This window comes from uncultured Roseicyclus sp. (genome assembly GCF_937892565.1).
Lineage (GTDB): Bacteria > Pseudomonadota > Alphaproteobacteria > Rhodobacterales > Rhodobacteraceae > Roseicyclus.
This window is the reverse complement of the sequence record NZ_CALAHQ010000060.1, coordinates 37,218-62,479: the sequence shown is the minus strand read 5'-3', so window position 1 is coordinate 62,479 and position 25,262 is coordinate 37,218. Positions and strand designations below refer to the sequence as shown.

Sequence of the window (25,262 nt, the reverse complement as noted above, 5' to 3'; positions counted from 1 at the left end):
CTAGGGCTGCAAGGCGACAAACCCCTGCCGCTCAAGGATCGTGCGGGCCGCATCGCTGCGCAGATAGGCCACAAAGGCATCCACGCCCGCCCCGCCCCGCCCCGCCAAGACCGCAACAGGATAGGTGATGGGCGGGTGGCTGTCGGGTGGAAAGGTTGCGATGATGGTGACATTGTCCTGGGCATTGGCATCGGTGGCATAGACGATACCATAGGGGGCCTCGCCCAAAGCCACCAGCGCCAAGGCCGCGCGCACATTGTCGGTTTGCGCCACGCGCGGCGCAAGCGCGGGCCAGACCCCCAGATGCGTCAGCGCGGCTTTGCCATAGATGCCCGCCGGCACCGCATCGACCAGCGCCATGGCCAGCCGCCCCTCGCCCAGATGCGCGGCCAGATCAAGGCCCGGCCCGATCGCAACCCGGGCCGCATCGCGGCCATGGGCGATCAGCACAAGGCGATTGCCCAAAAGATCAAACCGCCCCCCCGGCGCAATCAGCCCATCGGCGGCAAGCGCATCCATCCAGTCGGTGCTGGCCGAGATGAAGAGATCGGCGGGCGCACCCTGGCGGATTTGCTGGGCCAGCGCCGATGACCCGCCCAGCGAAACGACCAGATCATGGCCCGTCGCGGCCTCGAAGCCGGTCTCGATCTGGGTCAGCGCGGTGGTCAGGCTGGCGGCGGCAAAGACCACCACCTGATCGGCCGCCGCGATCACGGGGGACCACGCGCCAAGCGCGACGCCAAGGGCAAGACGGCACGACAACGTCCAAGGGAGCATCGCCAGTAGCACCTCAAGGGATATGTTCATCAGAACACATCCCATTCCGCCTGGGCCATGGCAAGCGTTATTTTCTGCCGGACATATCCCCCAGCATCGCGCGCAGCGCCTCGATCCGGTCTGCCCCGGCTTCGGCCATGATCACCTCAAGGCTGCGGTAATGGGCCAGAACCTCGTGGCCGGTTTGGGTCAGACCCGCACCGCCCCCCTTGGCGCCGCCGCGTGCCGCGTCGACCAGCGGGGCGCGAAACGCGCTGTTCAACGCTTCGACCAGCATCCAGGCGCGCTTGTAGCTCATGCCCATCGATCGCCCCGCCGCTGCAATCGATCCGGTGTCGCGGATCGCCTCGAGCAGATCGGCCTTGCCCGGCCCCAGCATCGCAGCATCGCCAAAAACGATGCGGATGCGCAGGCGGGCGGTCTGGCTTGCGTGTTGGATGCGGCGGGTCATCCCCCGCTTCATGCCAAAGCCGCACCGCCCGATGCAAGCCATATCCCGCAAGGATCAGGCCGCAATGACGCTGTGGATTGATCTGGGTCAAGGAAAGACGCGGCAATCAGTTGCAGTTTCAGGGGGCATAACGAGTGCCGCGTGTATGTGTGCCCCATGACGAGTATCCGCGCCCCGGTCTGGCCATGATGGCTTGAATTCCGATCCCAAGGCTGTGCCGGGGCCTGTTCTTGGCTTCAACGTGCCGCAATGCGGCCCTGCAAGTACCTAAGGATGATCCATGTATTGGCAACCCATCACAAAAGCAGTTCCGGTCAACGATGTCGCGACATTCATGGTCTGGGGCAATGGCTGGCGCCACCCCGAGATTGCGGCATTCGACCCTGACACAGGGGAATTCTTCGATCCCACCTCCTGCGCGACCCATGTCGATCCGACGCATTGGATGAGCTTGCCCGATCCGCCGGAGCGCATCGCGCAAGCGTGACGGCGCGCGTCACGCGTCACGCGTTACGGCGTCTGGGCAAACGGTGGTCCGGCCAGAATGCATGCCGCCATGCCGGTTGCGGTCGCATGCAGCACGGGCACGCCGGTCTTGCAGGCAGGCATGACCTGTGGGCAACGCGGGTGAAACGCACAGCCCGCAGGGGGCGAGATGGGGTTCGGGATCTCACCGCTGACCTGTTTGCGGCGGCGGCCGGAAAGGGCCAGATCGGGCACGGCATCCAGCAGCATCCTTGTATAGGGGTGCTGGGGTTCGTGAAACAGGCGCTTGGCATCCGCCACCTCGACCAGACGGCCCAGATACAGCACGCCGATGCGCTTGGACATGTGCCGCACCACCGACAGATCATGCGAAATCAACAGATAGGTCAGACCGAATTCATCTTGCAGATCGCGCATCAGGTTCAGGATCTGCGCCTGAACCGACACATCCAGCGCCGAGGTCGGTTCGTCGCAGACGATGAAATCCGGGCGCGACGACAGCGCGCGGGCAATCGCGATGCGCTGTCGCTGACCGCCCGAGAACTCATGCGGGAACTTGTCGGCATCTTTCGCCGACAGGCCGACCAGACCCAACAGCCGTGCCACCTCGGGTGCGATATCACTGCCTGACATCAGGCCCAGCGTGCGGATCGGCTCGGCGATGATGTCGCCCACCCGCCAGCGCGGGTTGAGGCTGGCGAAGGGGTCTTGAAAGATCATCTGCATCCGGCGGCGCAGCACGCGCATGGTGGCGGGATCATTCGGGTCGATCGCCTGCCCCTCGATGGCGATGCGTCCGGCGCTGGGGGTCAAAAGGCCCACGATCATCTTGGCGATGGTCGATTTGCCCGAACCCGATTCCCCCACCAGAGCAAAGGTTTCGCCCTTTTCGATGGCAAAGCTGACATCGGCGGCGGCGGTCAGAAACTGCCGGTCTTCACGCTCCAGCACGCGATTGAGCCATGGTTTTGAGACATCAAAGCGCCGGGTCAGGCCGCTGACGGTCAAAAAGGGTTCAGCCATGGGCGGGCTCCGCATCATCGGCCAGCCAACAGGCGGCGGCGTGGTTCGGGGCAACAGGGCGCAGCGCGGGCCGTTCCACGCGACAGCGCGCGATGGCTTGCGTGCAGCGCGGGTTGAAGGCGCAGCCCTGCGGGATCGCATCCAGACGCGGCATCGCACCGGGGATCTGCACCAGCCGGTCGGCGGCATGATCCAGCGTCGGGATCGACCCCATCAGACCGCGCGTATAGGGGTGATGGGCGTGCAAGATCACATCGCGCACCGGCCCCAGTTCGGCCATGCGCCCCGCATAAAGCACCGCCACCCGGTCCGCCGTTTCCGCGATCACGCCCATGTCATGGGTGATCAGCATCACCGCCGCGCCCCGTTCGGCGCAGATTTCCTTGAGCAGATCGATGATCTGTGCCTGCACCGACACATCAAGTGCTGTCGTCGGCTCATCGGCGATCACCAGTTCGGGTTCGGCGGCAAGCGCCAGCGCAATCACCACCCGCTGGCGCATGCCGCCCGAAAAATGATGCGGGTAATCATCGATCCGGCGCGCCGCCGCCGGAATGCCCACCCGGTCCAAAAGTGCCACGGCACGCAGGCGGGCGTCTTTCTCGGACAGATCCAGATGCGTGCGGATCGTTTCGGTCAGTTGCCGGGCGATGGTGTAGAGCGGATTGAGGCTGGTCAGCGGATCTTGAAACACCATGCCGATGCGTTTGCCCCTGACCCGGCGCATCGCCTCGGGGGCAAGGGTGTCGATGCGCGTGCCATCCAGCCAGACCTCGCCGCCCGCGATGCGGCCGGGCGGTTCGATCAGGCCGATGATGGCGGCCCCGGTGATGGATTTGCCAGCGCCGGATTCGCCCACCATCCCCAGAACCTCGCCGGGCGCGATGTCGAAGGACACGCCATCAAGCGCGCGCAGCGTGCCCCGCCGGCTTGGAAATTCGACAACCAGATCACGGACCGAAAGCAAAGGCGTGGTCATCAGCGCAACCTCGGGTTCAGCGCATCGCGCAACCAGTCACCCAGCATGTTCACCGACAAGGCCAGCGCCAGAAGCGTCAGGGCGGGAAACAGCAAGATCCACCACTCGCCCGAAAACAGGAATTGCTGACCGATCCGGATCAGCGTGCCAAGGCTGGGCTGCGTTGGCGGCACGCCCACGCCCAGAAAGGACAGCGTTGCCTCGGCGATGATCGCCAGCGCCACGCTGATCGTGGCGATGACCAGCACCGGGCCCATCACATTGGGCAGGATATGCCGGATCAGGATGCGCAACGGGCTGACGCCGATGACACGGGCGGCCTGCACATATTCCTTGCCCTTTTCCACCATGGTGGCACCCCGCACGACACGGGCGAATTGCACCCAGTCGCTCAAGCCTATGGCCACGATCAGGACCCAGATCGCCATCGCCTCGCGCTGGGTGGGCGGGATGATGCCGCGCGCCACCCCAAAGATCAAAAGCGCGATCAGGATCGAGGGAAAGGATAGCTGCACATCCGCCACCCGCATCAAGACCGCATCCACCCAGCCGCCCCGGTACCCCGCCACAAGCCCCGCGCTGATGCCCAGGGCCATCGCCAGAAGCACCGCAGACACACCCACAAACAGCGAAATCCGCGCGCCATAAAGGATGGTCGAAAACACATCGCGCCCCTGATTGTCGGTGCCCATCAGATAGGTGTTGCCGGTAAAGGCGTTGGGCTCCATCGGCGGGGTGAAGCCATCCATCAGGTTCAGGCTGGACGGATCATAGGGGTTGGTCGGCGCGATCCAGGGTGCCAGCAGCGCCGCCAGCACGATCACCAGCGCCACCACCCCCGAGACGATCGCCACGGGCGACCGGCGAAAGGAGGCCGCAACATCGCTGTCCCAGATGCGAAAGAAAACGCGCCTTTGCGGTTTGGTGTCAGCCATGCCGGACCCTCAGTGCCGCACGCCGCCGCGCTCGATGCGCAAGCGGGGATCAACGGCATAATAAAGCAGATCGACGATCAGATTGATGATGACAAAGATCAGCGCGATCAGCACCAGATAGGCCGACATCACCGGCACATCGACGGCGCGGACGGAATTGATGAACAAGGCGCCCACGCCGGGCCATTGAAACACGGTTTCGGTGATGATCGCGAAGGCGATGATCGACCCAAGCTGAAGCCCGGTGATGGTGATCACCGGCACCATGGTGTTCTTCAACGCATGCCCGAAATGCACCGCACGATTGCTCAAGCCCCGGGCCCGGGCAAATTTGATGTAATCGGTGCGCAGCACCTCCAGCATTTCGGCACGCACCAGCCGCATGATCAGCGTCATCTGGTAAAGCCCCAACGTGATCGCAGGCAAGATCAGAGACATTTGGCCCGATGGCGTCAAAAACCCGGTTTCCCAGCCCCAGGGCAAAACCACCGTCTCGCCCCGGCCAAAGGACGGCAGCCACTGCAATTCGACCGCGAAAAGCCAGATCAGCAGAACCCCGATCAAAAAGGTGGGCAGCGACACACCGATCAGCGAGACGGTCATGATCGCGGTCGAGATCGCACCGCGCCGCCTGAGCGCGGTATAGACGCCAGCCGCCACCCCGAACACGAAAGCCACCACCCCGGACACCAGCGCCAATTCCAGCGTGGCGGGCAGCCGCGACAAGATCAGCTCCATCACCGGCTGTTGCAACCGGTAGGAAATGCCGAATTCGCCCTGCACGGCGTTGCCGACAAAGCGGATGAATTGAACCACGAAGGGGTCGTTGAGCCCCAGCGCATCGCGCAGCGCCGCGCGATCTTCTAGCGATGTCTCCTGGCCGACCATCGCATAGATCGGATCGCCCACATAGCGAAACAGCGCAAAGGCCACGAGGGCCACGGCCAGCATCACAAGGACCGATTGCACGACCCGGCGGATGATATAGGCAAGCATCGCGCGCCCCTGTGGTGACCTCTGGGATGAAAACGGCCCGCACGGGATGATCCCATGCGGGCCGCAAGACACATCTGAAATCAGTTGTTGAAGGTCACATCAGCCATGGACGGCTGATTTTCGGGATGCACGGGCAGATTGATGCCATCGCGCACCGCATAGGCCAGCAACTGATTGTGCACGTTCAGGAACACGCGGTCTTCCATCACCTTGTCCCAGATCTGGGCGATCAGGGCGTTGCGCGCCTCAAGGTCGGTCATGGTGGCCAGCGACTCGATCTGGGCATCCAGCTCGGCGTTGGCGTAGCGCGCCCCGTTGAAGCTGCCGTACCCTTCTTCGCGCGTATGGACGAGGAAATTGAACACATAGGCGCTGTCAAAGGTCGGAACACCCCAGCCCAGCAGGTAGAAGTCGGTTTCCCAACGCTCGATCAGCGGGAAATGCAACGACCGGCTCTGCGAAATGAGATTGGCGGTGATGCCGATGCGGCCCAGCATGCCGACAAAGGCCTGACAGATGGCTTCGTCGTTCAGGTAGCGGTCATTGGGGCAATGCAGATCGACCGAGAACCCATCGGGGTAAATGCCCCGCACAAGAGCGTTGGCGCGGTCATAATCAGGCGCCCCATAGGCGTTGAGGTCTTCGCGCCAGCCATTGACAAAGGGCGGCAGCGGGGCGGCCGATGGTTGCGACTGGCCGCGCATCACGACCTGCTGGATCGCGTCGCGGTCCAGCGCCAGCGCCATCGCTTCGCGGATCTCGGGGTGCGAAAACGGGTTGTCCTCGACATTGGCGCTGGCCAGCTTTGGCGACACCTGATCGTAGCTGAAAAAGATGTTGCGGTTTTCCGGGCCGGTGGCAACCGTGATGCCGTCGGTCTGTTGCAGACGTGCGATATCTTGCACCGGCACGTCCTGAACCACATCCACCTCGCCCGACAGCAACGCGGCCACACGGGTCGCGGCCTCGGCGATGGGGGTATAGATGATCTCGGTCACGGGCGGGGTCTGTGCCCAATGGCCATCAAAGGCTGCAAGCACGGTGCGCACTTCGGGGTCGCGCGACACAAGCTTGTAAGAGCCGGTGCCGTTTGTGTTGCGCACGGCAAAGTTTTCTTCACCGGCGGCAAAGTTCTGCGGCACCAGCACGTCATTGGCGGCGGCCCATCCGCTGTCCATGATGAAAAAATTGGTCAGGTTCTGCACATAAAGCGGCGATGGCCCGGCCATCTGGATATGCACGGTGTAATCATCGATGGCGGTGGCGCCGGTCACGGCCGAATGCAGCGCGCGGAAGCCCGAGCTTTCGTGGCGCACGCGATCCAACGAGAACACCACATCTTCGGCGGTGAAGGCGCTGCCGTCATGGAAGGTGACGCCTTCGCGCAGCTTGAGCACCCAGATGGTCGGATCATCGGCATGGATCGCCCATTCGGTGGCCAGACGGGGCTTGAGCGACCCGTCGATGTCGCGGCGCACCAGGGTTTCATAGATGTGGTGCAGAAGCGTCGAGGTCGGACCTTCGTTCTGGCTGTGCGGATCGAGCGTCAGCGCATCGGCCACCCGCGCCCAGCGCAGCGTTTCGGCCTGTGCGGCGCCCGCAAACAGCGACAGCGCAAGCGCCGACACCATCATGCGGCGCGGCGCGGATTTCATCAATGACGTCATTTGTGATCTCCCTGTGATTTGGCCCGCTTTCCCACACGCCCCCCGTGCCAAGTTAACGGTGGGGACAGCGCGGCAGAACCTTGTGAACTCAACTGTTGGTAAAAGACGCAATGCCTTGGGTCAATCATCTATCCCGACAGCCGCGTGAAAGACGCCCTGACCCCCCGGCGCGGTGCCGCGCGCCGGGCGATCAACCGCCCCGCGCGCCCCGGATGGTGCGGCAGGGCGACGGGCCGGGTTGGGATGGCCGGATTTGCGGCAGCTTGACCAAAGGGGCCAAAACGCTGTTGGACAGTGCCGTCGGGATTTGCCAGCCTCCGGCCGGCGGGCAAGGCGCGCCCGATGCAAGGCCCGATAAAAGGCCCGATAAAAGGGGGGGACCAGCCATGAGACTGGCAATCACCGGCGCTGCCGGCTTCATCGGACAGATGGTGGTCAAGGCGCTGGATGCGGCCGATACCGTTGTGCTGGATGGGGTGGAACGGCGCGTTTCGGCCATCTTGGCGGTGGATATCGCGGGCGGGCCCTTGGCCGCCCTGGCCGCAAGCTGTCGTCATGTGCACGCGCTGCAAGGCGGGCTGGATGATGCGGGGGTTCTGACCCGCATCGCCAGCGACGCGCCCGATCTGGTGATCCATCTGGCCGCCGTGGTCTCGGGACAGGCAGAGGCGGATTGGGATCTGGGCTGGGCGGTAAACCTGCGGGGCACGCAGGCGCTGATCGAAGCATGCCGTCGCATGCCCCGCCCGCCGGTGGTCGTCTTTGCATCTTCGGTGGCGGTGTTTTCTTGCGCGCAGAACGACACCATCACCGAAGACACCTTGCCCGCGCCGCGATCATCCTATGGCACGCAAAAGCTGATGGGCGAGTTGCTCGTGGCCGATGCAACACGGCGCGGTATCATCCGGGGGCGCAGCCTGCGCTTTCCGACCATTTCGATCCGGCCCGGTGCGCCCAATCGCGCGGCGTCGGGCTTTGCCAGCGGCATCTTGCGCGAACCGCTTGCGGGTCTGCCTGCCAGCCTGCCTGTGGGGCGCGATCTGCGTCTGCATCTGGCCTCGCCCGACAAGGCACTGGACTACACGCTGATGGCCTGTGGCCTGGATCAAGGGCGTTTGGCCGGCAATCCCACCGTGACGTTGCCGGGCATCACGGTCAGCGTGGGCGAGATGATCGATACCCTGGCGCGCCTGGCCGGCCCGGATGTGGCCGCGCGCATCACCCCGGCACCTGATCCGGCGATTGAGGCCATCGTGGCTTGCTGGCCCGGCGAAATCTTGTGCCCGCGCGCCCGTGCGCTGGGGTTCACGCCCAACAGCGGCATTGCAGAGCTGATCACCGAGCATCAGGCGCGCATGGCCAGAGGCAGCATGGCCCTGATCGCGGGCGATTGACCCGCTGTCTGGTCCGGCGGCCGTCCAAGAGCCAGACAGCGCCGCCCCCCCAACCCCCGACCGGGATGATGAATGCCCAAACAGACAGGCGGCGCTGGTTTCATGGGAAATCCGACCGGCTGGCCACGCGTCGGGCACCGGGTGGCGCCATCCGCAACGGCGCAACCCGGATTATGACCGCGCCCGGGGCCAAAGCTGTCTTGCAATTCGACCCGATAACAAGAACGCGCGTGCCACCCAAGCGGTGTGGGCTGGATCTTGTTGGATGCGGCCCGCCGCCTGCGCCGTCATGGCGAAATCCAGGGCGACCAGACGGCTGGCGCTGTTGCCGCGCGACGCCAAGGCGGGCATGCTGAACGCGCAACAGAAGCCTGCCACCGTCACTGGCCGTAGCATGGAGAGACAGGGATGACCCGGTTTTCCGCCAATCTGGGGTTCCTATGGACCGAATTGTCCCTGCCGGATGCCATCCGGGCGGCACAGGCCGCGGGGTTTGAGGCCGTAGAATGTCATTGGCCCTATGACACGCCCCCAGAGGATGTCGCGGCGGCGCTGGCCGACACCGGATTGCCCATGCTGGGGCTGAACACACGGCGCGGCGATCTGAGGGCAGGCGAAACCGGGCTGGCCGCGCTGGTCGGCCGAACCGACGCGGCGCGCGCCGCGATAGACGAGGCGCTGGCCTATGCCGCGGCCATCGGGGCGGGCGCGGTCCATGTGATGGCGGGCAAGGCCCAAGGCGCGGCGGCGCGGGCGGTATTTGCCGACAATCTGCGCCATGCCTGTGCGCAGGCTTCGGATACGGGCCGCATGATCCTGATCGAGCCGCTCAACGCCCATGATGCGCCGGGCTATTTCCTGAACAACACGGCTCAGGCCGCTGATCTGATTGCCGAAATCGGTGCGCCAAACCTGCGGCTGATGTTCGATTGCTATCATGTGGGCCGGACCGAGGGCGATGTCATCGCGCAGCTCAGAACGCTATGGCCGCTGATTGGCCACATCCAGTTCGCCGCCGTTCCCGACCGAGGGCCACCCGATCATGGTCAGGTCGATTACGCCGTGGTTTTTGCCGAATTGGCCCGCTTGGGGTGGAACAGGCCGCTGGGCGCGGAATATCGGCCCATGGGCACGACCGAAGCAAGCCTTGGATGGATGGGGCACCTGAGGTGACACACTGGCAGCACCGCCCGCCGAACCGGGGGTCATGTGATGAAACATTTGGCTTTTGCACATGCATCATGCCCGGTGGCCGCCCGGCCTAAGCACCCGGCAAGGGGTCTTGCGCCATGACCCAATCCCAAAACTCGCTCACCCCTTTGCGGGTGCGCCCCTGCGCGCGCAAGACGTGGTATCCGGTGTCGTCCATGACGCTGACATCGGACAGTTGACACAGCCGACCCGCCTCCAGATCATCCTTGATCATCGCCCGGGGGCACAGCGCCACCCCCTGCCCTGCCAAAACGGCAGCGCGCAACAGGTTGAAATCCTGAAACAACGGCCCTGAAAAAGTGGGCGGTGCGCGCTGCCCCGTGCGCGCGAACCACAGCCGCCAGCCGGCTTCGTCGGTGTCGTGCAACAGCTGCATCTCGTCGAGCCGCCCCCCCGCAAGCGAGGCGCTGACCACAGGCACGGCCGCCCCCGGCAAGAACAGTTCGCCAATGGTCCCCGGAACAAGACCCAAGGGGCCCGCAGAATAGAGAAACGCCAGATCCACTTCGGAAAAATCGACCTCTTGCCCGTGAAAGGCGTAGATGATGCGCACCTCGATCTCGGGGTGGGCCGCGCGAAAGCCCGCCAATCGCGGAATGAGCCAGCACAAAGCCACCGACGGAATCGCCGCAATCACCAAAGGTCCATTCCGCGCCTCGACCCCCAGCCGGGCACAGGCAGCGGCGATGCCGTCAAGCGAAAGCGCCGCGACCCGCGCCAGATCATGGGCCTCGGGCAACAAACGGGGTCTTGGGCCGCTGCGATCAAACAGCGGACGGCCCAGCCAGTCTTCAAGATGGCGCACCTGATGGCTGACCGCCGATTGCGTCACGCATAAAATTTGTGCAGCCCCTTTGAACGACCCGCTGCGCACCACAGCGTCAAAAGCCCGAAGCGCGTTCAACGGCACCTGCATGATCGCCCCTTGCATGAGAATTTCTAATCAGTTGATGAGAATCGCTCCTTTGACAAGAGCGCAGCGTCAGCCATGGTGTCGCGAACCATCTGGACAGAAAAAGGGTGCAAGATGCAGCGCGAACGGCTTCAGAATTATGTGGGCAACGGGGCGCCCGTGACGCCCACCTTTCCCGCCGCCGAGATGGAGCGCCGCATCACGGCAATCCGTCTGAGCATGGCCGAGGCCAAGATCGACGCCGCATTGTTCACCAGCTACCACAACATCAACTATTATAGTGATTTCCTGTATTGCTACTTTGGCCGTCGCTACGGGCTTGTGGTCGACCATCAGCAGATGACATCGATCAGCGCGGGCATCGATGGGGGCCAGCCGTGGCGCCGGACCTATGGCGGGCGCAACATCACCTATACCGATTGGCAAAAGGACAACTGGTTTCACGCCGTGCGACAGGTCATCGCGGGCGTAAAGCGGTTGGGCATCGAGTTCGACCATATTTCGCTCGATACCTTTGCGCTGTTGCGGCATGAATTCCCACAGGTCGAATTCGTCGATATCGCAGCCATCGCCATGCGTCAGCGGATGATCAAATCGGCCTCGGAAATCGCCCATATCGAACACATGACCCGCATCGCCGATATCGGTGGCGCGGCATGCGCCGAAGCCGCGACCGTTGGCACCCCCGAGCATGAGGTGGCGCTGCATTCCACGGCCACGATGGTGCGGGAAATCGCCAAGACATGGCCCGGCGGCGAATTGCTGGATACCTGGACGTGGTTTCAATCGGGCATCAACACGGATGGTGCCCATAATCCGGTCACCAGCCGGAAAATTGAGCGGGGCGACATCCTGTCGCTCAACTGCTTTCCGATGGTGGCAGGCTACTATGTGGCGCTTGAGCGGACATTGTTCGCGGGCACGCCCAGCGACGAACATCTGAGGCTGTGGGAATTCAACTGTCGCGTGCATGATCGGGGCAAGGCGCTGCTGGTGCCGGGCAACCGCTGTTCGGACATCGCGCGTGAGCTCAACGAAATGTATGCCGCCGAAAACCTGTTGCAATTCAGAAGCTTTGGCTATGGCCACAGCTTCGGGGTGCTGTGCCACTACTACGGGCGCGAGGCGGGGCTGGAATTGCGCGAAGATTGCGACACCGTGCTGGAACCGGGCATGGTCGTGTCGATGGAGCCGATGATCACCATCCCCGAAACCCTGCCGGGTGCGGGCGGATATCGCGAGCATGACATCCTTGTCGTGACCGAAGCGGGCAATCGCAACATTACAGGGTTCCCATATGGCCCTGAGCATCTTATCCTTCCGGGTTGATCCACGGCCCATGATCGATTGAGGCAATGGCACCTCGAGCAGACGCAATGCCGGGAACGGGGAGATCTGGATGGCGGAGACTGGCCCTTTGAAGTTGGCAGGCACCGACGACTTCGTGGTGTTTGACGGGGTTCAGAAAAGCTACGACGGCATCACGCTGGTCGTGAAGGATCTGAACCTGTCGGTTCCCAAGGGTGAATTTCTGACCATGCTCGGCCCTTCGGGGTCGGGCAAGACGACCTGTCTGATGATGCTGGCCGGGTTCGAAACCGCCACCAGCGGCGAAATCCGGCTCAAGGGGCGCAACATCAACACCGTGCCGCCGCACAAGCGCGGTATCGGCATGGTGTTTCAGAACTACGCCCTGTTCCCGCACATGTCCGTGGCCGAAAATCTGGCCTTTCCGCTGGAGGTCCGCAAGATCGGCAAATCCGAGCGCGAGGCCAAGGTTCAACGCGCGCTGGACATGGTGCAGATGGGCGAATTCGGCGGGCGCCGACCGGCACAGCTGTCGGGCGGCCAACAGCAGCGCATCGCGCTGGCGCGCGCCCTGGTGTTCGAACCCGAGCTGGTGTTGATGGATGAGCCGCTTGGCGCACTTGACAAGCAATTGCGCGAACAGATGCAGTTCGAAATCACCCGCATTGCCCATGATCTGGGCATCACCGTGGTCTATGTGACCCATGATCAGACCGAAGCGCTGACCATGTCGGACCGGGTGGCGGTGTTCAACGACGGGCGCATCCAGCAACTGGCGTCGCCCTCGGATCTGTACGAGCATCCCGCCAACAGCTTTGTCGCGCAGTTCATCGGTGAAAACAACCGTCTGATGGGGACCGTCACGCGCATCGATGGCGGCACCTGCATCGTGCGGTTGGATTCGGGCGACGAGATCGACGCCAAGCCGATCAATGTGTCCAAAGTGGGCGATCGCACGCAGATATCGATCCGGCCCGAGCGGGTGGAAACCAACAAGGACCGGTTCCGCCAAGGGGCGCACACGCTGCAAGCCGAAGTGCTCGAATTCATCTACATGGGTGATATCTTTCGCACCAGACTTCGGGTCGCGGGGCATGATGATTTTGTGATCAAGACACGCAACGCCCCCGACCAGATCCGTCACCAGCCCGGCACACGCATCGAAGTGGGCTGGTTGCCAGAAGACTGTCGCGCGCTTGACGCGCCTCAGGGAACATAACGACAAAAAAAAGACCGAAAACCCTCAACACGGAGTTTCAAGATGAAGATCAAGACACTGCTTGGTGCCACGGCACTTGCCACGCTGCCCCTGACGGGGGGCGTTGCCTTTGCACAAGAGCTTCCGGCTTGTGAAAGCTGCGCCGACAGCATGGTGCTGATGTCCTGGGGCGGTGCCTATCAGGCGTCGCAGGTCGCGGCCTATGCCGAACCCTATGCCGCGCTGACCGGCGTGACCATCACCTGGGACGAAGGTTCCAACGAAGCCGTGGCCAAGATGCGCGCGGCCTCCGAAGCGGGCAACATGACCTATGATCTGGTCGACGTGGAAGGGCCCGACAGCCAGCGCGCCTGTGACGAAGGTCTGGCCCTCGAGGTGGATTTCGACGCTGTTCTGGCCGCCGGGGACGATGGCAGCACGCCGACGGATGACTTTGGCACGTCGGGGTCGATCATCAACGAATGCTTCGTGCCGCAGATCGTGTTCTCGACCACCTTTGGCTATCGCACCGATGTCGCCGCATGGAACGGTGCCACCCCCGACAGCCTGTGCGCCGTGTTTGATCTTGAGACCTTCCCGGGGATGCGCGCGCTGGAAGGGCGGCCCAAGAAGAACCTCGAATGGGCGCTGCTCTGCGATGGCGTCGCAAAAGACGATATCTATGACGTCTTGTCGTCCGAAGGCGGCGTGGATCGCGCGCTGGCCAAGCTCGACACCATTCGCGACAGCGTCGTGTGGTGGTCGGCCGGTGCCGAAACACCGCAGCTTCTGGCAGATGGCGAAGTGGTGATCGGCTCGACCTATAACGGGCGTCTGTTCTCGGCGATCGTGGAACAGAACCAGCCGATCGGGATGCTGTGGGATTGGCAAGTGTTCGACTATGACGGCTGGGTCATTCCCGAAGGTCTGGATGACGCCCGCATGAACCGCGTCATGCACTTCCTGAACTTTGCGACCGATACGCAGCGTCTGGCCGATCAGGCCAAATACATCTCCTACGGCCCGGCACGCGGATCGTCGCAGCCGCTGGTGTCCACCCATGCCACACTTGGCATCGAGATGGCGCCGCATATGCCCACGAACCCGGACAACCAGAAGAACTTCCTTGTCAACAACATCGAATGGTGGGCCGACAACCAGGACGAGGTCGAGGCCGTCTTTCAGAACTGGCTGACCCGTTAAACATCATTGGGGCGGGGCGTTCGCGCCCTGCCCCTTTCCGTTCGGGGACGACCAGATGACCGATCACACCGCCAGCGCAGCGGCGCTCAGCGCCGATGGCATGCCGCTCAAGCGCAGCCTGAACCGCGCCTTGCGGCGTCAGAAACTGCGCGCTTTTGTGTTGATCGCTCCACTTCTGGTGTTTGTCCTGTTTACCTTTCTGGCCCCGATTGGCGACATGCTGTTTCGGTCGGTGGAAAACCAGATCGTGTCCGAAACATTGCCCCGCACCGTCAAAGCGCTGGCAGATTGGGATCCGGCCTCGGACGCGCCACCCGGCGAGGCCGCGTTTCGTGCGCTTGGTCATGATCTTGTGATCGCGGTGGAACGCAAGACGCACACGCGGCTTGGATCGCGGCTCAATTACGAAGCTTCGGGGATGTCGTCGCTGCTTCGCAGCACCGGCCGCGATGTGGAAGATATCGGCGAAGACGTCAGCGCAGCATTGGGCGCATTGGACCCCGCCTGGACCGAGGCCGCGACCTGGGTCGATCTGCTGGCAGACCCTGCATGGATCGCCGAACAAGCGGCCTGGTCGGCATCGGGCAACCGCAGCGGCGAGCCTGCGTTCCGGCTATCGGACACCGCATCAAGCGCGCTGCCCGACACCGCCGAAATCTACGGCAGCTTCGCCCGCATCACCCAACAGGAAAACGACCGCAGCCCGACCCGCCAGGATCCATGGCATCTGGTGGCCATCACCCTGGTCGAAGAGATCACCGCCACGCCATCGGCCGCACAAGCTTTCCAAGGCGATCATGCGCTGCGTCTTGCCGCCATCGCACAGGCGGATCTGCCCGCAACGGATTTCGTCGCAGCCTTTGGGGCCAGCAATGACCGCTGGGCGACACCGACCCCATGGGCGGTCATCGCCATGTATTCCGCCCCCTACACGCCGGGCTATTTCCTGAACGCCGTTGATCTGGGCAAGACCCCCGACGGCATCGCGCCCCGCCCCGTCGAGGAACAGGTCTACATCTTGTTGTTCCTGCGCACGATGTGGCTGTCGCTGACGATCACGGGCTTATGCCTTTTGCTGGGGTATCCGGTGGCGTGGCTTCTGGCCAACCTGCCATCGCGGCAGGCCAACCTGTTGATGATCCTGGTGCTGTTGCCCTTCTGGACATCGCTTCTGGTGCGCACATCGGCGTGGAAAGTGTTGCTTCAGCGGCAAGGGGTGATCAACGATGTCCTCGTGTGGATCGGACTGATCAGCGATGATGGTCGTCTGGTCATGATCAACAACCAGCTCGGCACCATCATCGCGATGACGCATATCTTGCTGCCCTTCATGATCTTGCCGCTCTATTCGGTGATGAAGACCATTCCGGGCACCTATATGCGGGCGGCCAAATCGCTGGGCGCAAATGACTGGAGCGCATTCTGGCGGGTCTATTTCCCGCAATCCGTGCCCGGCATTGCCGCGGGGTCGATCCTCGTGTTCATTCTGGCGATCGGCTACTACATCACCCCCGAGCTGATGGGGGGCGCGCGCGGCGTCTTCATCTCGAACCGCATCGCCTATCATATCGGCACTTCGCTGAACTGGGGTCTGGCCGCGGCGCTGGGCACGATCCTGTTGCTTGTGGTGCTGGTGCTTTACTGGGTGTACGACCGCTTTGTCGGGGTGAAAAATGTCAAATTCGGCTGATCATGCCTCACAGACCCGCCGGGCATGGTGTGCAACACCCCTGCGCGGCGCATCGGCCGACGGAGCATCGCAACCATGAGCTTGCCCGTCTACGCCACCCCCCTGCAACGGATCTGGCATGTCACATTCCGCGTGTTGTGCGGGCTGATCTTCTTTTTTCTTGTGGCCCCGATACTTGTGATCATTCCGCTGTCGTTCAACGCGCAGGATTTCTTTACCTTCACGCCCGAAATGCTGCGGCTTGATCCGGCGGGGTTTTCGCTCAAGCATTATGATGATTTTTTCAACAATCCCGACTGGCGTCTTCCGCTGATCAATTCGCTGTCAATCGCCCCTGTCGCCATGCTGATCGCCGTTGGTCTGGGCACGCTTGCCGCCATCGGCCTGTCGCAATCACATGTTCCCTTCAAGGGGGCGATCATGGCGATCTTGATCTCGCCCATGATCGTGCCCTTGGTGATCTCGGCGGCGGGGATGTATTTCTTTTACTCCCGCATCGGGCTGCAAGGCACCTATTGGGGCGTGGTGCTGGCCCATGCGGCGCTTGGCACGCCTTTTGTGATCATCACCGTGACCGCGACGCTTGTGGGCTTTGACCGCTCGCTGACGCGGGCGGCGGCCAGCCTTGGGGCGGGTCCGCTGCGCACCTTTTTCAAGGTGCAGATGCCGCTGATTTTGCCCGGCGTGGTCGCGGGCGGGCTTTTTGCCTTCATCACCTCGTTCGACGAGGTGGTGGTGGTGATCTTTCTGGGCGCACCGGGCGACAAGACCTTGCCATGGCAGATGTTCACCGGGCTTCGCGAACAGATCAGCCCCACGATCTTGGCTGCGGCCACGGTTCTGGTGACGGTGTCGATCTTGTTGCTGATCACGCTCGAATTGCTCAGACGGCGTTCGGAACGCTTGCGCGGGCTGACGCCCGCCTGATGCAAGCGCCCGTGCCTGGCTTTTGGCCCGTGGCGGTCACGCGGTTACGCTGTCATGCGCCGGGCCGCACCGCTCGGTCTGGCGTCCAGATCGTGGCGTTTGCCAGCGCCCCATGCGTGCAGCAAGGCCGCATCGCGTTGCAGACAGGGGCGCCCATGACCCTTGTGCGCGTTATCCGCGTGCCAGCAATGCCTCGATTTCAGCGCGTGACGGCATCGCAGGGGCTGTTCCCGGCCGGGTGACCGAAATGGCGGCCGTGGCACAGCCAAACCGCACAGCCGCGATCGGATCCATGCCTTCGGCAAGCGCCGTGGCCAAACCGCCGTTAAAGGCATCGCCCGCGCCCGTCGTTTCCACGACAGCGCCCGCGTTGAACGCGGCCACATGCACGGTCTGCGTGTGATCGTGATACAGCGCGCCGTTTTCACCCAAGGTCACGATGGCAGCCCCCGCGCCACGCGCCAGCAGCGCGGCGGCGGCCTGTCGCGCGGTCTCAAGATCGGTGACGGCGATGCCCGTGATGCCTTCGGCCTCGGTTTCGTTGGGCGTGACGATATCGCACAGCGCCAGCATCTCGTCGGAAATGGCGGCGGCAGGTGCCGGGTTCAGGATCGTCCGCACCCCGCCCCTGCGCGCGATGGCAAGCGCGCGATGGGCTGCCGCCATCGGCTGTTCCAACTGGGTGACAAAGACCGCAGCCCCCGAAATAAGCGCGGCCTGCGCATCCACATCATCGCATGAAATCCGCGCAGCCGCGCCCGGCGCGATGATGATGGCGTTGTTGCCGGTGCCGTCTTCGACAAAGATATAGGCCGCGCCGGTGTAGCTTTGGGGATCGAGCGTGATCTCGGGCGTCACGCCTGCGCGCGCCCATGTGTCGCGGGCCATGTCGGCAAAGGCATCGGCACCAAGCCGGGTGATGAAATGCACATCCCCCCCCGCCTGTGCCGCTGCAACCGATTGGTTCGAGCCCTTGCCGCCGGGTCCCAGAACAAAGCTTTGCCCAAGGATGGTTTCGCCCATCCGCGGCTGGCGTGCCGCGCGATACGCGGTATCGGCAACAAAAACGCCAAGGATCACGATCTTTCCAGCCATCTTTTCCGCCTTCTTGCCCACCCTGCCCGTGTCTTTACGCATCTGGGGCGATGACGCCCTTGCGCAAGATGAAACAGCCGTAAAACCGCCGCTCGCCTGTTTGGATGACGGCATAGGCCTGTTTGGCGCGGTCGTAGAAATCAAAGCGCTCGATCCCGATCATCGGGCGGCTTGCGCCCTCGGCGTGATCGATTTCGGCCTGAACCTCGGCTTGCACGGGTGGCACGGTGTCGGGGTCACCCACAATCTCCATCCGGCCCGCAAAATCATCGACAAAGGTGTCAAGCGGCATGACCGACAGCACCGCGTTCACGCATTGGGCGGCGGTCAGGTTGTCCATCCGCAGCAGATCGCCATAGACGGTTTCCCGCGCCACCGAATCAGAGGGGAAATTCACATCCGCGATCACCAGCGCATCGCCATGCCCCATCGCCCGCAGCACATACAGCACATCCGCGTTCAGGCGCGGATCCAACCCCTTGAGCATTCCATCCTCCCCCCATCTGGCCGGAAAACGCGGCCCGCTTTCGCCATTGCGCGCCAGATGGCGTGGCAAGGCAAGTGATTAATCCAGCAACCGCGCAAGTGCCGCGCCGATGGTGCGCCCAAGGACCGCATGCGCCTCGGGCTCGAAATGGATGCCATCTGTCGGCGACACGGTGATGTGCTGGCCTGCATCCACAAAGCTGATGCCCGTGCGCGAAGCCATCGCCGCCATCGCCGCGCCCAGCCGATGCGATCGCGCGGCACCCCCTTGGAACATCTCGGCCAGACAGCCGACCTCCTGGATCGGCGGCGGCGCCACGATCAAAAGCTTCGGGCACCCCAGATCGGGGCCTGCACCCGAGCCAATCACAACCATGGCCAGCCGCTCGACCGCGCGCGCCACATCCATCGCGGTCACCGGAAAGCGGGCCTTCATGTCGTTTGTTCCCAGCATCAAGACCACCGCCTCAAGGGGGCGGTGGGTTTCAAGAAGCGCGGGCAGAACCGTCAGCCCGTTCTTGTGCGCGCCTTCGATCGGATCGTCATGCAGCGTCGTGCGCCCGGGGTGGCCTTCTTCGATGATATGGACGTCCTTGGGCAAACAGGCGGCCGCGTGCCCTGTCCAACGGATTTCACGATCATAACGGCGGAGATCATGTGCGTGCCGCATCGGCACCGTGCCGTGCGTGTTGGAATCCCCATATGCCAATACGGACCGCACCCGCCTAACCGATCCGCATGCCCGTCTTTCGGTCGAAGACATGCGAAGCGCCCTGTACCACGCCAAGCCGGATGTCTTGCCCCGGGCGCACATCGCGGCGTTCGCGCAAGACGGCCGTCACCTCCCTCGCGCCCAAGCGGACAAACAGATAGGTTTCCGCACCTGTCGGTTCGACCACCGCGATCTGGCCCGATAGGCCCGTGTCACCGGGGGCAAGATGCTCGGGCCGAACGCCCAGAACGATCTCCTGCCCATCGGCAAGCCCGGGCTGGTCGAGCCGCACATGGGCACCCGCCACCTCGGCCACAACGGCGCCGTCGATATGGCGCACCACGGCATCAAGCATGTTCATCGCGGGCGATCCGATGAACCCCGCGACAAACAGATTGGCGGGTTTGTCATAGACCTCAAGCGGTGTGCCCATCTGTTCGATCCGCCCGCCCTGCATCACGACGATCTTGTCGGCCATGGTCATCGCTTCGATCTGGTCATGGGTGACGTAGACCGTCGTGGTTCCCAGCCGCTGGTGCAATTCGCGGATCTCGGTGCGCATCTGCACCCTGAGCTTGGCATCAAGGTTCGACAGCGGTTCGTCGAACAAGAACACCTGCGGGTCGCGGACGATGGCGCGGCCCATGGCGACGCGCTGGCGCTGACCACCCGACAGGGCGCGGGGATAGCGATGCAGGTATGGCGTCAGGCCCAGCACCTCGGCCGCGCGGTCCACCTTGGCCTTGATCTCGGCCTTGTCCATCTTTCGCATCCGCAGGGCGAAAGCCATGTTCGCCTCGACCGTCTTGTGCGGGTAAAGCGCATAGTTCTGGAACACCATGGCGATGTCGCGTTCGGCGGGCGGCAGGTTATTGACCAACCGCTCCCCGATGTGAATGGTGCCCGAGGTGATCCCCTCGAGCCCCGCGATCATGCGCAAAAGCGTGGACTTGCCGCAGCCCGATGGCCCGACCAGCACAACAAAGGCCCCATCAGGAATATCGACATCAAGGCCATGAATGACCCCAACATCGCCATAGGCCTTTCGAAGTTCCCTGACCTTGACCTCTGCCATTGCGCACCGCCCGTTTCACCGCGTTGTCCCAACGACTAGCCCAGCGGGCAGAGCCTGTCCACAACCTGACCATACTAACATGTTAGAAACTTGACAGGCCCCATTGCGACTGAAATGCTCCGATCTGTTGCACCACGGCAGGGACACTGGGATTTTTCCATGCAGGGGGTCGCACAAGATCTTGGCGCTGCCGCTAAGAGCATGCGCCAGTTATTCAGGGAGGAATTCTGGTGAAAATCGATCTCTACAAATACGCGGTCGCTGCTGGGTTGACCCGCCGCGGGCTGTTGAAGGGTGCCGCAAGTGTCGGCGCGCTGGCCGCACTTGGCGGGCTTGCGCCCGCAGGTCGCGCGCTGGCAGGCGGGCATGGCAATGTGCGTGCCGAAATCCTCAAGGTCCCCGGTGTGGGCATGGGATCGCCGACCGATGCCGATTGGCAGAAAGTGGGCGAAATGTGCCTTGGCCCGACAATGGAGCGGGTCGCCCAGGGCGAGTTTGCGGGTGTCGAGCTGACCTTTATGGGGCTCAACAACCAGAATCTGCACAACTTTTTGTTCCGCGGGTTTCTCAAGCCGTGGGAAGCCTATACCGGGGCCAAGATCAACTGGATCGATCTGGCGCAAGCTGACTACAACGCGCGCCTGCAGCAATCGATTGCGACAGGCACGGTCGATTTCGACATCCTCGAGATGGGCGCCCCCTTCGAAGGCGACACCGCAGGGCGCGGGCTTTTGGACGAAATGCCCGGCTGGGTGTCCGAGCAGATCGACGAAGGCGATCTGGTGGGCTATCTGCAGCCCCCCGTCGGCACATGGGACGGCAAGAAGTACCGCGTGACCATTGACGGCGACTGCCACACCTTTGCCTACCGCAAGGACTATTTCGGCGCAGGCGCGATCGGCGGCGAGACAGTGCCCTCCACCTGGCAGCAGGTGAATGCAGTATCCAAGGCACTGGCCGGCCAGACCGACCCGCTGACGGGCCTGCCCGCGCATGGCTATCTTGACCCGCTGAAGGGCTGGGGCGGCTTTGGCTTCTACTTCATCGCCAACCGCGCCACCGCCTATGTGAAACACCCCGACGATCCGGCATGGCTGTTCGATGCCGACACGATGAAGCCCAGGGTGAACAACCCCGGCTGGGTGCAGGCGATCCAGGACGTGATGGACCTGATCGCGACGCCGGGCGCCTATCCGGCCGACCAGATCAACGCCGACCCCGGCACGACCGCGTTCCAGCAGTTCCTTGCCGGCACCGGCTCCATGCTGATGTGGTGGGGCGACGTGGGGTCTTCGGCGCGCACCTCGGATACCTCGGTGGTTGGCGATGTCGTGGGCTTTGGCATCAACCCCGGTTCGGACCGCCGCTACAACGCGGCCGCCGGCGCCTGGGAAGATGTGGCAAACGAGGCACCGCAGATGGCCTATATCGGCTGGGGCATCTATGTCACGGCACGCGTGTCGGGCGATGAAGCGAAGCGCAAGGCCGCATGGTCGGCCGCGGCACATCTGGGCGGCAAGGATCTGTCGCTGTGGATGTCGGCCTATCCTTCGGGGTTCCAGCCCTATCGCAACTCGCACTTCAACTACGAAGAGTGGGAAGCCGCAGGCTATGACCGCGCTTTCGTCGAGGACTATCTTGGGTCCAATGCCGACAGCTACAACCACCCCAATGCCGCCGTCGAACCGCGCATCCCCGGCATTTTCCAATACTACTCGGTGGCCGAGGACGAACTGGCAAAGGGCTTTGCAGGCCAGTATGCCAGCGCGCAGGAAACGGCAGATGCCATCGCCGCAGCTTGGGAACGGATCACCGACCAGATCGGGCGCGACAGCCAGATCGCGCTCTACAAGGCGTCTTTGGGGATGTGATCCGCGCACGGCGCTGACAAGACAACACACAGGCCGGGCTGCAAGCCCGGCCTGTGACCAAAGGGGGGCAAGGAACCGCAATGGCATCGACCGAGGCCGATTATCTGCACATCGTGACGGCCGACAACATATCGGCCGCGCGCATCCGCTTCGGCAAAACGATCATCTGGGCCTCTGCGGCGCTGCTTTGTGTTGTGGGTCTGGTGCAATATCTCGACACTCAGGGCATCGTTTCGCTGGGCTTTGAAACCTGGCGGCCCACGCTTTACGCCTTTTTGATCTGGGCAAGCTGCCTGTGCTGGGGTCAGGTGCTGCTCTATGGCGAACGGGGCAAGCGGGCGCTGTTTGTGCTGCCGGCTGCGTTGTTTGTGGTGGCGATGGTGGTATTCCCGCTGATCTTTGCGCTGGGCATCGCCTTTTCCAATTGGAACCTGTCTTCGCCCACAGGGCGTCAGTTCAACGGGCTCGACAATGTCCGACAGATGTGGGCCGACCCGTTCTATTGGAATGCGCTGAAGAACATGGTCTGGTACACGCTGGCCATCGTGGTGGAATATGCCATCGCCTTTGGCTTGGCGCTGGCGCTGAATGCCCAGATCCGGGCGCGCAAGTTCTTTCGCGTGGCATTCCTGTTGCCGCTGATGCTGTCGCCGGTGGCGGTCAGCTGGATGATCGGCAAGTCGATGCTCGAAATTCGCTTTGGCCCTGTGGCGCGCCTGTTGCGCGAGCTGGGATTTGATCAGATCTCGTTCTTCGGGTCGCCCGAGATGGCGCGCTTCATGATCATGGCGATGGATGCGTGGACCTTTATCCCCTTCATGATGATCATGATCCTTGCCGGTCTGCAGGCCATCCCCAAGGAATTACGCGAAGCCGCCGAGGTCGATGGCGCATCGGGCTGGAGCCGGTTTTGGGAAATCACGTTTCCACTGATGCTGCCGGTGTCGATCACCGCCATCCTGATCCGGATCATCTTCAAGCTGAAGCTGGCCGATATCATCATCAACATCACCGCCGGTGGCCCGGGCGGGGCAACCGACAGCGTCACCAGCTTCATTTTCCGCGAATACCGCGACCGCTCGAACGTGGGCTATGGCACGCTGCTGGCCATTGTCTATCTGGTGCTGATCGTGATCGCGATGACGATCTTGATGAAGCTGGCCGACCGCTGGATGCGACCGAGGTACTGAGATGACGCAACAGATCTTTCGTGACAGCGACGCCGATCGCGCCTTTCGTCCCAGCTGGTTCCTTGGCCGGGCGGCGATCTATGCGGTCTTGCTGGTTTGGGCGTTCATCTGTCTGTTTCCGATCTATTGGACGCTGACGACCTCGTTCAAGGCGGCGCCCGATGTGATGCAGGGCAATCTGGTGCCTTGGGTGGATTTCGAACCCAAGATGCTGGGCCTGCGGTCGCTGGGCCTGTCGCCCGAAACGATCTTTGCCGAATCCACGGTTCGCGCGGAATTCCTGAAGCGGTTCTGGAATTCGGTCATCGTGGCGCTGTGTTCGTCGGCGCTGGCGCTGGTCTTGGGAAGCATGGCGGCCTATGGGCTGAGCCGGTTCAACTATCGCTTCGGCTTCATGAAGAACGCGGATATCTCGTTTTTCTTTCTCAGCCAGCTGATCTTGCCACCCGTCGTGCTCGCCCTGCCTTTCCTTGTGCTTTACAAGGAGCTGGCGCTGCTGGACACGCGCATCGGGCTGATCTTGCTTTACACGCTGACCGTGATGCCGATCGTCATCTGGATCATGCGCGATCAGTTCAGCTCTATCCCGACCGAGCTGGAGGAAGCCGCGCTGGTGGACGGGCTGTCGATCTGGGGCGCCTTTGTGACGATCATCTTGCCCATCGCCCTGCCCGGCATGGTCGCGGCCTTCATCTTGTCGCTGGTGCTGACGTGGAATGAATATTTCTTTGCCGCGCTGCTGACATCGACCAATGCCAACACCTTGCCCGTGATGGTCGCAAGCCAGACGGGCTCACAGGGCATTTCGTGGTGGTCGATGGCGGCGCTGTCGTCGGCCGCGATCTTGCCGCTGATCCTGGTGGCCATCTTGCTTGAGAAATACATCATCAAGGGCATGGCCGCCGGCGCGGTCAAATAAGGTCTCAGACCCCAAGCACCCGCCGCAGATGCGCAAGGATCGCGGCGACCCCGCGTTCGCCCAACTCTGCCGTGGCCTCGACGGCGCTGGCCGTGTACCAGGCGGTGTTGGCGGCCAGCCTGTCCATTTCGACCACATCGGGCGCCAGCGCCAACATCAGCGAGGTCTCCCCGACCCCGGCATGATCAAAGGGATAGATGGCGGTGATCTCGGGCGTCATCAGCGGATGCACACGCACCCAGTTGAACGGGTCACTGCCCGCAGACTGGCGGGCATAGTAGTCTTGCATGTCGTTTCGGCCCCACCACCCCTCGCCCCGTTCGCTTTCGAGACATTGGAAAACGGCCTGTCGCCCGGCAAACCGAAACGCCAGATCGGTTGGCATGCCGGCGGCAAAGTTTTCGGTCTGGTGATGGATCAGACCGTGGATATTGCGAAATCCGATGCGCAAAAGACCAAGAAACATATCTTGTGCCATCGGTGCAATGCGCCCGGCGTCCACATGCAGCGTGCCGCTGCCTTCGGGGGCGGCGACGGCATAGCTGGCCGCGCCATAGGCAAAGGGCGGCAAGATCACGATCTTGTCCGGCGCCTCGGCCTCGAGCCGGTCGAGAACACGGGTCACGGCCAGCAAATCCATGCCGACGCCCATGTGTTCCCCATGATATTCCATCACACCGATGGGCAAAACCACAGCCACATCGCGCGCGATGGCATCGCGGATCTGGTGGGGGCGCATAAGTTCGAACCGCATC

General features: G+C 63.0%; 24 protein-coding genes. 11 read left to right on the top strand and 13 right to left on the bottom strand.

What is annotated here, in order from left to right:
- Positions 1 to 807, bottom strand: a complete 807-nt coding sequence (modA, locus tag Q0094_RS07925) for a molybdate ABC transporter substrate-binding protein (RefSeq protein ID WP_297617463.1) — start codon at positions 805 to 807, stop codon at positions 1 to 3.
- A gap of 37 nt (positions 808 to 844) precedes the next feature.
- Entirely contained in the window at positions 845 to 1,228 is a 384-nt protein-coding gene (locus tag Q0094_RS07920; protein WP_297617461.1) for a LysR family transcriptional regulator, read from the bottom strand.
- 280 nt (positions 1,229 to 1,508) lie between these two features.
- On the opposite strand from Q0094_RS07920, the gene Q0094_RS07915 reads away from it, so the two are divergent.
- Positions 1,509 to 1,715 carry a hypothetical protein gene (locus Q0094_RS07915; protein ID WP_297617459.1) on the top strand — a complete coding sequence of 69 codons (207 nt, stop codon included), beginning with the start codon at positions 1,509 to 1,511 and terminating at the stop codon, positions 1,713 to 1,715.
- A 23-nt stretch (positions 1,716 to 1,738) separates the two neighbouring features.
- Here the strand turns inward: Q0094_RS07915 and Q0094_RS07910 are convergent, their stop codons facing one another.
- From Q0094_RS07910 to Q0094_RS07890, 5 genes are all read right to left on the bottom strand, one after another.
- Entirely contained in the window at positions 1,739 to 2,737 is a 999-nt protein-coding gene (locus tag Q0094_RS07910) for an oligopeptide/dipeptide ABC transporter ATP-binding protein (RefSeq protein ID WP_297617457.1), read from the bottom strand.
- Positions 2,730 to 3,716, bottom strand: coding sequence for an ABC transporter ATP-binding protein (locus tag Q0094_RS07905; RefSeq protein WP_297617454.1), 987 nt, complete (start codon positions 3,714 to 3,716; stop codon positions 2,730 to 2,732). Before Q0094_RS07905 ends, Q0094_RS07910 begins: the two co-directional genes overlap by 8 nt.
- Positions 3,716 to 4,651 carry an ABC transporter permease gene (locus tag Q0094_RS07900; RefSeq protein ID WP_297617451.1) on the bottom strand — a complete coding sequence of 312 codons (936 nt, stop codon included), beginning with the start codon at positions 4,649 to 4,651 and terminating at the stop codon, positions 3,716 to 3,718. The genes Q0094_RS07905 and Q0094_RS07900 overlap by 1 nt, the downstream gene beginning before the upstream one ends.
- Before the next feature lie 9 nt (positions 4,652 to 4,660).
- Entirely contained in the window at positions 4,661 to 5,647 is a 987-nt protein-coding gene (locus Q0094_RS07895) for an ABC transporter permease (protein WP_297617448.1), read from the bottom strand.
- Positions 5,648 to 5,727: 80 nt separating this feature from the next.
- Positions 5,728 to 7,314 carry an ABC transporter substrate-binding protein gene (locus tag Q0094_RS07890; protein WP_297617445.1) on the bottom strand — a complete coding sequence of 529 codons (1,587 nt, stop codon included), beginning with the start codon at positions 7,312 to 7,314 and terminating at the stop codon, positions 5,728 to 5,730.
- Between the two features lie 386 nt (positions 7,315 to 7,700).
- Between Q0094_RS07890 and denD the strand changes: the two genes are divergently transcribed.
- On the top strand, positions 7,701 to 8,708 hold the full coding sequence (gene denD / locus Q0094_RS07885; protein ID WP_297617442.1) for a D-erythronate dehydrogenase: 1,008 nt from the start codon (positions 7,701 to 7,703) through the stop codon (positions 8,706 to 8,708).
- Between the two features lie 408 nt (positions 8,709 to 9,116).
- Positions 9,117 to 9,881 (top strand): TIM barrel protein, encoded by a 765-nt coding sequence (locus tag Q0094_RS07880; RefSeq protein WP_297617439.1) that lies wholly within the window; start codon positions 9,117 to 9,119, stop codon positions 9,879 to 9,881.
- 88 nt (positions 9,882 to 9,969) lie between these two features.
- Here the strand turns inward: Q0094_RS07880 and Q0094_RS07875 are convergent, their stop codons facing one another.
- Positions 9,970 to 10,836, bottom strand: coding sequence for a LysR substrate-binding domain-containing protein (locus Q0094_RS07875; protein ID WP_297617436.1), 867 nt, complete (start codon positions 10,834 to 10,836; stop codon positions 9,970 to 9,972).
- A 72-nt stretch (positions 10,837 to 10,908) separates the two neighbouring features.
- On the opposite strand from Q0094_RS07875, the gene Q0094_RS07870 reads away from it, so the two are divergent.
- From Q0094_RS07870 to Q0094_RS07850, 5 genes are all read left to right on the top strand, one after another.
- Positions 10,909 to 12,162: an aminopeptidase P family protein gene (locus tag Q0094_RS07870; RefSeq protein ID WP_297617433.1), complete on the top strand. Its 1,254-nt coding sequence runs from the start codon at positions 10,909 to 10,911 to the stop codon at positions 12,160 to 12,162.
- 70 nt (positions 12,163 to 12,232) lie between these two features.
- On the top strand, positions 12,233 to 13,360 hold the full coding sequence (locus tag Q0094_RS07865; RefSeq protein ID WP_297617430.1) for an ABC transporter ATP-binding protein: 1,128 nt from the start codon (positions 12,233 to 12,235) through the stop codon (positions 13,358 to 13,360).
- Between the two features lie 42 nt (positions 13,361 to 13,402).
- Positions 13,403 to 14,542, top strand: a complete 1,140-nt coding sequence (locus tag Q0094_RS07860) for an extracellular solute-binding protein (RefSeq protein ID WP_297617427.1) — start codon at positions 13,403 to 13,405, stop codon at positions 14,540 to 14,542.
- A gap of 55 nt (positions 14,543 to 14,597) precedes the next feature.
- Positions 14,598 to 16,232, top strand: a complete 1,635-nt coding sequence (locus Q0094_RS07855; RefSeq protein ID WP_297617424.1) for an ABC transporter permease — start codon at positions 14,598 to 14,600, stop codon at positions 16,230 to 16,232.
- Between the two features lie 75 nt (positions 16,233 to 16,307).
- On the top strand, positions 16,308 to 17,159 hold the full coding sequence (locus tag Q0094_RS07850; protein WP_297617421.1) for an ABC transporter permease: 852 nt from the start codon (positions 16,308 to 16,310) through the stop codon (positions 17,157 to 17,159).
- Between the two features lie 171 nt (positions 17,160 to 17,330).
- Here the strand turns inward: Q0094_RS07850 and Q0094_RS07845 are convergent, their stop codons facing one another.
- The 4 genes from Q0094_RS07845 to ugpC form a co-directional block, all read right to left on the bottom strand.
- The gene (locus Q0094_RS07845; protein WP_297617419.1) at positions 17,331 to 18,254 is read right to left on the bottom strand and encodes a ribokinase; all 924 of its coding nucleotides are present in this window, start codon (positions 18,252 to 18,254) and stop codon (positions 17,331 to 17,333) included.
- 34 nt (positions 18,255 to 18,288) lie between these two features.
- Positions 18,289 to 18,741: an RbsD/FucU family protein gene (locus Q0094_RS07840; RefSeq protein ID WP_297617417.1), complete on the bottom strand. Its 453-nt coding sequence runs from the start codon at positions 18,739 to 18,741 to the stop codon at positions 18,289 to 18,291.
- Between the two features lie 78 nt (positions 18,742 to 18,819).
- Positions 18,820 to 19,503, bottom strand: a complete 684-nt coding sequence (locus Q0094_RS07835; RefSeq protein ID WP_297617414.1) for a GDSL-type esterase/lipase family protein — start codon at positions 19,501 to 19,503, stop codon at positions 18,820 to 18,822.
- Positions 19,466 to 20,527, bottom strand: a complete 1,062-nt coding sequence (ugpC, locus tag Q0094_RS07830; RefSeq protein ID WP_297617411.1) for a sn-glycerol-3-phosphate ABC transporter ATP-binding protein UgpC — start codon at positions 20,525 to 20,527, stop codon at positions 19,466 to 19,468. Before ugpC ends, Q0094_RS07835 begins: the two co-directional genes overlap by 38 nt.
- A gap of 230 nt (positions 20,528 to 20,757) precedes the next feature.
- On the opposite strand from ugpC, the gene Q0094_RS07825 reads away from it, so the two are divergent.
- The 3 genes from Q0094_RS07825 to Q0094_RS07815 all read left to right on the top strand — a co-directional run bounded on the left by Q0094_RS07825 (position 20,758) and on the right by Q0094_RS07815 (position 24,507).
- The gene (locus tag Q0094_RS07825) at positions 20,758 to 22,398 is read left to right on the top strand and encodes an extracellular solute-binding protein (protein WP_297617408.1); all 1,641 of its coding nucleotides are present in this window, start codon (positions 20,758 to 20,760) and stop codon (positions 22,396 to 22,398) included.
- 80 nt (positions 22,399 to 22,478) lie between these two features.
- Positions 22,479 to 23,588: a carbohydrate ABC transporter permease gene (locus Q0094_RS07820; protein ID WP_297617405.1), complete on the top strand. Its 1,110-nt coding sequence runs from the start codon at positions 22,479 to 22,481 to the stop codon at positions 23,586 to 23,588.
- Between the two features lies 1 nt (position 23,589).
- Positions 23,590 to 24,507 carry a carbohydrate ABC transporter permease gene (locus tag Q0094_RS07815; protein ID WP_297617402.1) on the top strand — a complete coding sequence of 306 codons (918 nt, stop codon included), beginning with the start codon at positions 23,590 to 23,592 and terminating at the stop codon, positions 24,505 to 24,507.
- 4 nt (positions 24,508 to 24,511) lie between these two features.
- On the opposite strand, the gene Q0094_RS07810 is transcribed toward Q0094_RS07815, so the two are convergent.
- Positions 24,512 to 25,261: a creatininase family protein gene (locus Q0094_RS07810; protein WP_297617399.1), complete on the bottom strand. Its 750-nt coding sequence runs from the start codon at positions 25,259 to 25,261 to the stop codon at positions 24,512 to 24,514.
- Position 25,262 lies beyond the last annotated feature (1 nt).